The sequence below is a fragment of the Alishewanella sp. WH16-1 genome, from assembly GCF_001441695.1.
In the GTDB taxonomy this organism is placed as follows: Bacteria; Pseudomonadota; Gammaproteobacteria; order Enterobacterales; family Alteromonadaceae; genus Alishewanella; species Alishewanella agri.
Genome location: NZ_LCWL01000107.1, coordinates 1 through 10029, shown reverse-complemented (window position 1 = coordinate 10029; position 10029 = coordinate 1). Strand labels below are relative to the sequence as shown.

General features: G+C 43.6%; 14 protein-coding genes and 1 pseudogene. 6 read left to right on the top strand and 9 right to left on the bottom strand.

Annotated features, from left to right (window positions below; all coding sequences use genetic code 11):
• The coding region (locus AAY72_RS11275) for a WYL domain-containing protein (protein WP_156411320.1) at positions 1–451 on the top strand (451 nt) is incomplete at its 5' end.
• A gap of 4 nt (positions 452–455) precedes the next feature.
• On the opposite strand, the gene AAY72_RS11270 is transcribed toward AAY72_RS11275, so the two are convergent.
• Positions 456–926, bottom strand: a complete 471-nt coding sequence (locus tag AAY72_RS11270; protein ID WP_057787570.1) for a ProQ/FINO family protein — start codon at positions 924–926, stop codon at positions 456–458.
• 304 nt (positions 927–1230) lie between these two features.
• On the bottom strand, positions 1231–1425 hold the full coding sequence (locus AAY72_RS11265) for an AlpA family transcriptional regulator (protein ID WP_057787568.1): 195 nt from the start codon (positions 1423–1425) through the stop codon (positions 1231–1233).
• 140 nt (positions 1426–1565) lie between these two features.
• Between AAY72_RS11265 and radC the strand changes: the two genes are divergently transcribed.
• Positions 1566–2042 carry a DNA repair protein RadC gene (gene radC / locus AAY72_RS11260; RefSeq protein ID WP_057787566.1) on the top strand — a complete coding sequence of 159 codons (477 nt, stop codon included), beginning with the start codon at positions 1566–1568 and terminating at the stop codon, positions 2040–2042.
• A 162-nt stretch (positions 2043–2204) separates the two neighbouring features.
• Positions 2205–2765, top strand: coding sequence for a tyrosine-type recombinase/integrase (locus AAY72_RS11255; RefSeq protein ID WP_057787564.1), 561 nt, complete (start codon positions 2205–2207; stop codon positions 2763–2765).
• 112 nt (positions 2766–2877) lie between these two features.
• Here the strand turns inward: AAY72_RS11255 and AAY72_RS11250 are convergent, their stop codons facing one another.
• Positions 2878–3543, bottom strand: a complete 666-nt coding sequence (locus tag AAY72_RS11250) for an inovirus Gp2 family protein (protein ID WP_057787562.1) — start codon at positions 3541–3543, stop codon at positions 2878–2880.
• A 246-nt stretch (positions 3544–3789) separates the two neighbouring features.
• Between AAY72_RS11250 and AAY72_RS11245 the strand changes: the two genes are divergently transcribed.
• The 3 genes from AAY72_RS11245 (at position 3790) to AAY72_RS11235 (ending at position 5372) form a co-directional block, all read left to right on the top strand.
• Positions 3790–4692: a hypothetical protein gene (locus tag AAY72_RS11245; RefSeq protein ID WP_057787560.1), complete on the top strand. Its 903-nt coding sequence runs from the start codon at positions 3790–3792 to the stop codon at positions 4690–4692.
• A gap of 114 nt (positions 4693–4806) precedes the next feature.
• Positions 4807–4980 carry a hypothetical protein gene (locus AAY72_RS11240; RefSeq protein WP_057787558.1) on the top strand — a complete coding sequence of 58 codons (174 nt, stop codon included), beginning with the start codon at positions 4807–4809 and terminating at the stop codon, positions 4978–4980.
• A complete protein-coding gene (locus AAY72_RS11235) occupies positions 4980–5372 on the top strand; it encodes a type II toxin-antitoxin system death-on-curing family toxin (protein ID WP_057787556.1) in 393 nt (130 codons plus the stop codon). Before AAY72_RS11240 ends, AAY72_RS11235 begins: the two co-directional genes overlap by 1 nt.
• 104 nt (positions 5373–5476) lie before the next feature.
• Here AAY72_RS11235 and AAY72_RS11230 read toward each other — a convergent pair whose 3' ends face one another.
• The 6 genes and pseudogenes from AAY72_RS11230 to AAY72_RS11200 form a co-directional block, all read right to left on the bottom strand.
• Positions 5477–6613 (bottom strand): Fic family protein, encoded by a 1137-nt coding sequence (locus AAY72_RS11230; protein WP_057787554.1) that lies wholly within the window; start codon positions 6611–6613, stop codon positions 5477–5479.
• 110 nt (positions 6614–6723) lie between these two features.
• Positions 6724–7050: pseudogene (locus AAY72_RS11225) on the bottom strand (DNA helicase); the annotation flags it as partial.
• Positions 7051–7052: 2 nt separating this feature from the next.
• Complete coding sequence (locus AAY72_RS11220) at positions 7053–7382, bottom strand: conjugal transfer protein (RefSeq protein ID WP_231728957.1); 330 nt, start codon at positions 7380–7382, stop codon at positions 7053–7055.
• 289 nt (positions 7383–7671) lie between these two features.
• Complete coding sequence (locus AAY72_RS11215; protein WP_057787548.1) at positions 7672–8562, bottom strand: nucleotidyl transferase AbiEii/AbiGii toxin family protein; 891 nt, start codon at positions 8560–8562, stop codon at positions 7672–7674.
• A 13-nt stretch (positions 8563–8575) separates the two neighbouring features.
• A complete protein-coding gene (gene abiEi, locus AAY72_RS11210) occupies positions 8576–9103 on the bottom strand; it encodes a type IV toxin-antitoxin system AbiEi family antitoxin (RefSeq protein WP_057787546.1) in 528 nt (175 codons plus the stop codon).
• A 716-nt stretch (positions 9104–9819) separates the two neighbouring features.
• A partial coding sequence (locus tag AAY72_RS11200) for a hypothetical protein (protein ID WP_057787542.1) occupies positions 9820–10029 on the bottom strand: 210 nt, incomplete at its 5' end.

The following is a 10029-nucleotide window of genomic DNA, read 5'->3' as shown; positions in this document are numbered from 1 at the left end:
AAAGATTGATATGGGTTATGTGTCGCTTACCAGCCCAGATGAAGAAAGCCGTATTATTGCGCCGCATACGCTTGTATGCACACCACTACGTTGGCATGTGCGCGCCTACTGCGAGAAGAACCGCGATTTTCGGGATTTTGTGTTAAGCCGCTTTCGTGGCATCAATGGCATTGAAGGCGATGCCGAGATGACCAAAGAGCAGGATGAGCGCTGGAATACCACTATTGATATCGTGCTGGTGCCAGATTCCCGCTTAACCGACTATCAAAAAACCATTATTGCCGAAGATTACAATATGCAACACGGCAAGCGGGTGTTCTCGGTACGCTCAGCACTGGTGCCTTATGCCGTGCAGGCGCTAAACCTGGATTTAGCCAAAATTGAAGCGCGCCCGGAGGCGCAGCAGATTATGGTGGCGAATTTGGATGAAGTTAAGCGGCATGCGTTTTAGCGCATTATCGCTTTTCTGCTCTTGCTGCCTTTTTTGTTCCTGCGATTTTGCTACTTTTTTGTTTTCTTTTACGCATGAATTCTGAATGGTAGCTAAGTAACTGACCTAAAGCATTTTTTGACTCTTCAGATGTTACTTCGTCAACTTTTTTTCCATAGATGTTAAAACGACCATGGCCTGGCCTCATTTTCAATAGATACTTAATAGATCTTACGTGATAACCAATTGCGTTATAAAGATCTCGACTGCTTATTTCGTCTTTAGACACATTTTCTCGAATTTCACGGTAAATGCTTTTACTTAAAGGCTTATTCCATTTAACTTTAAAGCCTAAACCATAAAGCCGTTTCATTACCTGGCCTAATTTTAAGTATTCATACTCGCTTCGTGTTACTTTCCTACTTTCGTATGAGTTGGTTGAAGATTTTAATGAAGATAGATTTTTTGCCTTGTAGCTTTGTTGAACTTTATGCATCTCATTCCATGTCCGGTTAGTAGATTTGATTTGGCGCAAATCAGAACTATGAGTATAAACATCTTTGCAATCATTAAATCAGAACTAGTTTCTCTGGCATAGTGATATACCAACTAAAATCGCAAAAATTTAAAATTTACTAACTCGTATTGACAATAACTTACTCTGCAGATAATCTTTACCTTAACAATATGTCGTGCGAAAGTATGTCATTTTGTTAATCCTAATGGTTAACCGAGTCCTTGTGGCTCGGTTTTGTTTTTATTACCCATCAGTTTCTTTCTTCTCCTTATTCTCTTTAAAGCTAACTAGCTTGCACGTGCTGCCGCTGTTCAATCTTCTCTTTGATCCACTCCTGAATCTCACTCTCCACCCAAGCCACCATTCTGGCACCTAATTTCACCGGCTTTGGAAAGCGTCCTTCAGCGATAAATTTATACACGGTTGAACGTGCCAGGCCGGTGCAGTCCATTACGGTTTTTAATTTGATAAGTTTCATGGTCAGGTCCTCGTATTAGTCCAGACCATGTGCCTAATGCGTTTTTTTTAACTTAAAGGCGCCAGCAGCCAAATCGAAAAAATCTCAGACCTATATCACCTATGTGCATAAGCAAATAAATGCCTTTAAGGAGATATACCATGACACCAAAACCTACCCCTGCCGATGTTGTTAAATGGTCCGTTGCTGCACTGGAAATTCTGGATAAAGCCGCAACGCTAATTGCTAAGAAGTACGCTCGCAAAGACGCCTTTACTAGCCCCGATGTCACCAAGGAATATTTGAAATACCGTATGGCGCATCATGAGCGTGAAGTCTTCGCGGTGATCCTGCTGGATAACCAGCACCGGCTTATTGAGTTCTGTGAGCTATTTCACGGCACCATTGATGCGGCACCGGTTTATCCGCGTGAAGTGGTAAAGCTGGTATTGGAGCATAACGCTGGCGCCGTGATCTTTGCGCATAACCATCCATCTGGTGTGGCCGAGCCATCCGAGGCAGATAAGCGCATTACCAAACGGTTAACCGATGCGCTGGCGCTAATTGATGTAAAAGTGCTGGACCATATCGTTGTGGGTGAAACGCCAGTGTCATTTGCAGAACGTGGGCTGATTTAGCGCCAACGGCAAGTTTTTACACCAACCGCAAAACGGCATAAATGCCAAGTTCCCAAATTAGTCTTTTGGGAACTTGGAAAGCCTTATAAACCGGCACTGTTACTTTTTGCACTGTGCTGAAGTTCTCAAAACTGCGTTTTAATCGAAAAGAGGAAGTTGACTATGGCTGAGGTACAAGCGGTCAAAAGCCTGGACACGGTGAAACTGATTAGTCACTTACTGGACAGGCACTACGGCCAACAAATGGCCGATATCTGGAATGTGGGGTTAAACCTGGCACTGCGGATCTCAGATTTGCTGTCGATCCGTTTTTCAGACATCCAAGCTGAGCGGCTGCTATTAAAGGAAGGAAAAACCGGCAAGGTAGCCAATATTAAACTTAACCAGAAGACGATTGAAATTACCAACCGGATAAGACGGCAGTATCCCGATCACACTTATCTGTTTCAGTCGTATCGAAACCAGCGTGCTGGCAACATGCCACCGGCGCCTTTATCACGCCGCTATGTTAGCCGTGCTTTTGCACTAATAGGTGAAGATGTTGGTATCAGCCTGGGCACGCACTCCATGCGTAAAACCCGAGGCTACCATTTATACAAAAGCACCAAGGACATCGGCCGGGTAATGAAAATGCTGCGCCACAGCTCTGAAGGGGTAACGCTACGCTACATCGGTATTACCCAAGAGGATATTGATAAAGACTTTGTTGAACTGGAAATTTAACACAGCTATCGGCTACCGCTTCGGCGGTAGCCTTTGTGCTGGGGGTTATTTTTTTGTTGGTTGGCGATACCGGTAGAAACTCAGACCTATATTATCTCTAAAAAAGCGCTTTTTAGCCCAATGACGTTCCAAAGGTTCGCTGGCCTATGCCAAACACCTTGGACTCAGCTTTTGCGAAATAGCTTACCCTGTAGAATAAATTTTGCAGTTGCTGCTGGTAATACTCCGATATGTGATTAAGCCGGTACTCAGGATTGTTGGGGAAATGGATTAACCTGTCTACCGAGGTATAATTCTGGCCCGTTGCGATAGCCCATGCAGTCTTAATCCTGGCAGCTAAATTACCATCCGTATTCTTGAATGCCCCCAAGGTGCGATACCGGTCATGATTCAGGATGATAAGCACATGATAGTGCGGTCTCCCTTCATCACCCCACTCTCTCGCCCAACAGTAGCGTAATCGATGTGGATGAACGCGTTTACCTTCTCTCGTTTTTTCCTGATCAGCAGCTTCAAGCAACCGTCTAAAGGCATTAAAAAAACGTGTTATCACTTCCGAGTCTGTTACATCGAATTCAGCCGGTAAGCGTAGGTCAAATCTAACAACGTAGGCTCGAGGTGTATCTGAAAACGCATTGGTAAACGTTCGACTTATCGCAGCTAGATGGTTGGCCATTAATGGACCATGATTCAGGTTTACTGAATAACCATAGTACGTCGGCTCATACCAATAGCCATTGGTTGGATACTCAGCTACCTGGAAGTTCGGTTGAAACATGTTTGCTTCCCCTGTGTTGTTTGTTCAACACATGAGTAGATTGCGTATTACTTTACATCACTCTCAGGGTAATCTTTCCCTTCATATAAATATTAACCATATACCGACACCATGAGTTAACCATTGATTTAAAACCAAAAATCAAAATAACAGCTAACTATAACAGTGCTAATAACAGCATAAAATCATTGCAAAACTTAATAAAAATCACTATAAAATCTATAAAAAATTTACTGGTATTTTTCGATGAGTACTTCTGAAATATCTGAAAAATTGCATAAGCTCTCAGACGAGGAACTTCATTTAGTTTATTTAAGGACTCCTTCGAATAACTACGAGAATGAGGACAACAAAAAATTCGACTTTAATGTCAGATTAGAAAAAATCGATGCAATCCTAAAAAGTATTAAACGAAGTTCGCCTGGTAGGCAGGCATCCTTTTGGGATATAACAGAAAAACTCCTAGCTGAAAGCGCTTTTAATAAAGAACTTTTAAACTGGATTTCAAAAGACGAAGCTCATATATGTATTTTTTCATGGCTTTACATTTCAAATATGCAAGAGGGTGAGATTAAGAAATCACTATTCGCACTAGTGCATTCTGATTATAACAAGCTTTTACTTCCAAGAAGTCCAAGCTGTGCCGATGAGTGCTATAAATTGATACATAGTTTTTTTTACTTATGGAATGTTTCTGAAAGTACTAAGATTAATCTTTTAAATTTGATGAAGGCGAGCTATCAAAATGCAAGGAGATTTAAGCATAAAATGTTAAATCACCTGAAAAAATTTTCTGAAGCTGAATCTGAGTGGTTGATGGGCTATATGAATACGCATTATGGCCTTTCAGGCCCAATGCCAGATACTGGTTTATTTCATACATTCAAAGAAAAAAACATCCTGCTATTTGCATATTTAGACTTGTGCATAAACAATGTTGATAACAAGATAATTTATTTAAATAGAGTATATTCAGCTTACCACGCTAAAAAATTCAAAGAAAAACCAAAAAATCTTAAAGGTGCTAACTTTTGGTTAGGGCCAGAACAGATCCGCATGCTTAACGAAATAGCATGGAGAAAAAAGCTCTCTGAGAAAGATGCTTTGTATTCCTTGGTTAATGATGCATATTTGAAGATTATTAAATAGTGACTGTAAGCATGCAAGTACGATTGTAGATGCCCAGTCGAGAGGGTAACTCAGTCGACATAAGCTCTGGTTGGATATAAAATGCTGTTACATGCAATATCTGAGGTAGCACTTATGGAAAACAAGTTAGCGAAATACGGTGTTACTGAACCGGTAAACCGCCCTAAAATCAAACCAATTAAAGAATTGGACTTGACCACACCAGAGGGCCAACGTTTGGTTTACTCAGAAGCGCGTCTGATTCTCACACAGCACAAAAATACCTTTAAACGCTTGGCGAATATGTGATGAACCTTATTCGCTTCCCTGCTGCCAGGGTTGTAGAAATAAATGCGTTAATCCTATCAACAGAGCCTGGTAATAAAGGCGCTCCAGATAAGGGTAAGCTTGAAGGTGCGTTAGCGAGAATTGATAACGCTATCAGCTATGAGGGTTTAGACGATGTGTTTGAGATTGCCGCGAAGTATGCACTGGCAATCGCGCAAGCTCACGCTCTTTCTGATGCGAATAAGCGTACCGGATTGATGGTCGCCCTAGAATACTTATCGCTGAATGATTACGAAGTAAATATAGAACGCGAGTTGATGGCAGATGCTATGGTCGACCTAGTACTAGGCACGCTCAGTGAGAAGCAATTTGCTGATTTGCTCTACGACTGCTTCAGCAAAAATACCAAATAGCCTTAACCTAGCACTGCAACCATCAAAAATTAGACCAAGCGCTAACGGTGAGTCAATTGGTACATACGCCCACCGCAGCAACAAAACGAATCTGAAAAAACCCGCTAATGCGGAATCACATACCGAGTACTTCTCCCTCCAGCAGCAGTTTTCACCAAACACCCCATTTCTACCAACTGTGCCAGATGCCGGCTGGCGGTTGCCGGGCTGACCTTGGCCACTTTGCCATATTGGCTATTGCTGATGCCTTCACTGAAATCACCATCAAGCAATCGGTTTAGCACTTTAACTTGCTCTTTATTCAGTTGCGTTTGGTCTAAGCGTTGCCAAAACCGGGTTTTTAGCAGCGTTTGCTCAATATCAGTCAGCGCCTGCTTTAGGCTAGCGGCCAGGGTGTCGAGAAACCAAACCAACCAAGCAGTGATATTAGTATCGCCTTTTTGGCTTTGCTCAAGAATGTCGTAATAGCTGCTTCGCCTTTCCAGGATAGCAACCGACATGGCGTAAAAGCGGATCGACTGATGCTCAGCCTGTGCCAGCGCTAGATCGCTAAGAAGCCTAGCCAAGCGGCCATTGCCATCTTCCAGTGGATGGAGTGTGATAAACCAGAAATGCGCAATGCCAGCGCGTAGCAGCGGGTCTAACTTGGCATCATCCCGCGAGCGGTTAAACCAGTCGATAAAGCAATTAAGCTCGCTTTCCAAAACTTCACGTGGTGGTGCTTCGAAATGCACTTTAGGGCGATCTATCCGACCGGAGACCACCTGCATCGGCTCGTTACCGCGAAGCTGCCCGCCCTGCACTCTCTGCCCGATCTGCCATCTCTGTAATAGCGAACTGTCGGTCGGAAATAGCCAGGCGTGCCACTGTAATAATCGCTCCTGCGTTAATGGCTGCTGCCAATTACCAATAGCGTCTGTCACCATGGCAGCAAGGCCATCTGACTGTGCTGTCGTTGCAACGCTTTGTTGCTCATCAATACCTAGCTTTCGGGCTAATGATGAGCGCACTACACTATGATTCAAACGCTCTCCCTCAATGGCGCTAGAGGTAAGGATATTGGCAAGCATGGTATCCAGTGCAGCCTGCGAGTTGTCCTGCACACCCATTTTGCCCAACAGCACGCCCTGCAAAAAGTGCAGTTCACGTAACTTAGGCGTCAGCGCCGCATGATCATAACGAAAGACTTGCGGTGCATTTTGCTGACGGCCGGGCCAATCCGGTTGTTGCCAGATCCACATAGGCAAGGCTCCTACTAATTGAGGTGAATACGTTGCACAATCTACTCACATAGTGAGGCGAATAGCAAGATTAATCACCTCAGCAAATAGGAATAAGCTTGGATATAAATTCATTTTTCCTTACCAGTGACTGCATCAGAAGCCACTTTATACCCTATTGCTTTATAACTTTTCTCTCGCTTAGCAAACATACGCTGCAGCATTGGAATATAAGTATCAACGTAATCATGAATTGTCACCAGAGTTTTACCATCAACTTCACGGTGGATCCTGCCGGCGTACTGCGCCAGGGCTCCCTTCCAGGCGATTGGCATAGCAAGAAACAAGGTCTCTAGCCTTAGTAAATCAAAGCCCTCACCAACATATATGCCGATTGCCACTACAAACGTCGCTGTAGAAAGTCGCTCACTGGCGCTTTTGCGCTCAGCGGCTTCCAATACTAAGAGCCGCGCTCAACCCGCAACTGCATCTCACGTAACGAAATTTTGCGGTTAAAACGTCTTGTTATAATAACTGTGGTATTTACAGGAACCTGAGTGGTTTCACCTTTGTTGTAGCGCACAAGTTCATCTGATGGCTGCCAGGCAACACCTAACCGCTCTAGGGCTTGCTCTGATACGGCCTTAAAACCACCGTTAGATGCCAGCATAGGTTTACCTGTGATGCTGCTGATCCGGGCTTTAGCATATAAGCCATAACCAATTTTCAGTAGCTTACCCTCAGCCACTAACTCTCGAAGTGCCCGCCCTACCTGATCATAGCCACCCAATTGCTCAAAATCAGCACGCAGAAAAACATCTTGGTTAGTGCGACTAATTTGCTGCTCAACCTGTTGCTTTAAACTTAACTTTGGAATAAGACACCTCCGACATTTCTTGGTATCAGCTTAGCAAAAATACGACACTTTGTTGTACAAGCTCGCAGTTGCCAGGCTTACCTGATTTAGGTGAATACGCTAGCTAATCTACTCACACAGTGAGGTGAATAGCAAGGCTAATCTGTACTAGCTCAGACCTCATCAAACGCACTCAGAAATGCTTAGTATCGTTCGACAAGCTTCAGAGCCCCATATCAAACTTGGTTTTGGGCGAACCATTACTGAGTAACTCCGATGCCATCGCACTGACTTCGGCCTGCACATAAGCCCAATATTCCGGGTTATCCACCGTACGTTCCTTGATCTGACTTGGGATAAAACGGCTCATCTCCATATTAAAATCAGCACGTACTTCATCATCTTGCTGTAACTTTTTGACCTGCAGCTCAAGCGCGGTTCTAAAGTCGTCTTTATGTTTATGTCTTGCCGCTAATTTTTTCTCAACCAGTTCTTTTGATAGCGCTACGCCTCGTTGTTTGATCCAGACGATATCCCAGATATCTCGCGGTTTAATTCTTCTAGCCCGATAAGCGACGGCAATAAATTTATCTGCCAACGTTTCTTGCAATGACTGCACCGGCACCAAAATCCCCTCGGTGGGTACCACGATATTGTAATGGTTTAACAAGGGCCTTTTTTCAATGTCGAATGACGGGATGGCGCAGACATCAATATGCATTTTTTGCCGGGGCAAGTCCGGACGGTTCGCTTCTTTTACGATACTGATTTTCCAGGAAACAGTATCTCCCTGATTGTCTGCTGCAGGTTTGTTTACCCATACCTCAGTTTCATATTTGTTCTGAATATAGTTTTGAATGTCGGCTTCCAGACCATCGAAATCAGCCGGCTTGAAATTATGGCCACCGTTAAAATCGAGATCCTCTGATAGGCGTGCACTGTTGTAACACATACGCAAAGAAGTCCCGCCAATAAAGGTCAGACTTTGCATTGCACCTTGCTTAATCAATACCGCCATAATGTCGTGGTGCAGGATCTCTTTCTCAATAACAGGGGTAATAGCGGCATAGTCTGGATTCGCTTGTACAATTTGACGAAGCTGTTGTTTTAACATCCTGATCCTCTCTCTATTCATGCTCCAGCATATGCAGATTGCGCTGACAGTATTTCAGGTCGGTCAGTGCTTGTTCGGTATTGGCGCGATACATTTTAATGTCAGGGTCAAAATACAGATTAGCGACAAGTTGCTCGACAGGCCTTTTGGTGTGGGTGAACTCAATCACGCCATAAGGCGTGGCAAAGGTGCCGCTTCTACCTTTTGTCACTACGGTAACCCTGTCCATCATCACTTGCGAAATCTCACCAGTATGGCTTAGCTGACTTTCCAGGCTGATATAACTCAGTTCATCGCTGCGCAATTTTTTGATGATTTTATAAATGGCTGTTTCAGGCTCTGGCGGCGTTAGCACACTTTCGTATAACCCTTTAGCTACTCTCCTAAGCTGACCTTTTTTTACCCGGTCGGCCAGAAATTTCGTAAAAGCAGGTGTGTATGGCTCACCTAACATAAAAGCCAGCTCTGCAGCGCTATGAATACCGCCGCCAGCCTTTACCGCGTTAGCAAAAACGAGCAATAATTTATCAGATTTTTGCATAGGTACACACCAAATAACCAAATACGTAATAAATTGTAGATGAAAACGGAAAATCGTCAATCTAATGGTGCACAAGAACGCACCATTCAGGTAAGAAATTGCCAACCTAATAGTTAATATAACTCATACAAGCTTGAGCAACAGTTGGGCGACAATTAGGATGACCGCCAAAGATAGACGACGAACAACAATTATTGCCAATCCACGCGGAGCTAACTACCCAAGAAGCGACTGCTCTACTGAATGGAGCACGCTTTACCTATCACATTGGCTAATTGCTGGCGCGTTAAGTGCGGATTGTGTTGCAGCAATAACATAATCGCCTCAAGCGTTTTTAAACCAGCAATATTTACAGGGGCATTTACAGAGGCGTTTACAGAGGCATTTCTTACTAAAGCTTGAACCAAATTTTTAGCAATAGCGCTCAGCATAAGCAAAAGAAAAACGGTGGGTAAACTGGCGGGTAAAACAACAAGCCCACCAACAACATCAAACTCAAACCACTGATTTAAAACAAAAATAAATTTTCAATCTACAAGTAGATCCAGAATATTGAATGATATCTACCGGTATTAACCTTTATCCACTGGAGCCGCTGGCGAAATTGGCTGAACATTTAAGAAATATCATTTAAAACTAAAAAAATGCATTTTGGGACATCACCATCACATGCCATAAAACCGTGTGATGGTGATGTAGAACTACTTATCTAATTATCATCTGCCATCCAGCTCTTCAGGTGGCAGCAAACTGGCAATGTTACTTTCACCAATGACTACGCCGTATTTACCATCGTTCTCTTGGGTGTACAATGCTCCACCTTCAAAGCGTTTAAACAGCGTTAATCCAGCCAGGTCGTCAATAGACTGATTTGTAGTTTTATTATTCATCAGAGGTTTGATACAGCCGATTAAACGCCGGCTCTT

Coding starts and splice junctions, on each gene's coding strand:
- AAY72_RS11270 (WP_057787570.1), bottom strand. CDS start 926: ATGCATAAAGTTCAACAAAGCTACAAGGCAAAAAATCTATCTTCATTA.
- AAY72_RS11265 (WP_057787568.1), bottom strand. CDS start 1,425: ATGAAACTTATCAAATTAAAAACCGTAATGGACTGCACCGGCCTGGCA.
- radC (WP_057787566.1), top strand. CDS start 1,566: ATGACACCAAAACCTACCCCTGCCGATGTTGTTAAATGGTCCGTTGCT.
- AAY72_RS11255 (WP_057787564.1), top strand. CDS start 2,205: ATGGCTGAGGTACAAGCGGTCAAAAGCCTGGACACGGTGAAACTGATT.
- AAY72_RS11250 (WP_057787562.1), bottom strand. CDS start 3,543: ATGTTTCAACCGAACTTCCAGGTAGCTGAGTATCCAACCAATGGCTAT.
- AAY72_RS11245 (WP_057787560.1), top strand. CDS start 3,790: ATGAGTACTTCTGAAATATCTGAAAAATTGCATAAGCTCTCAGACGAG.
- AAY72_RS11240 (WP_057787558.1), top strand. CDS start 4,807: ATGGAAAACAAGTTAGCGAAATACGGTGTTACTGAACCGGTAAACCGC.
- AAY72_RS11235 (WP_057787556.1), top strand. CDS start 4,980: ATGAACCTTATTCGCTTCCCTGCTGCCAGGGTTGTAGAAATAAATGCG.
- AAY72_RS11230 (WP_057787554.1), bottom strand. CDS start 6,613: ATGTGGATCTGGCAACAACCGGATTGGCCCGGCCGTCAGCAAAATGCA.
- AAY72_RS11215 (WP_057787548.1), bottom strand. CDS start 8,562: ATGTTAAAACAACAGCTTCGTCAAATTGTACAAGCGAATCCAGACTAT.
- abiEi (WP_057787546.1), bottom strand. CDS start 9,103: ATGCAAAAATCTGATAAATTATTGCTCGTTTTTGCTAACGCGGTAAAG.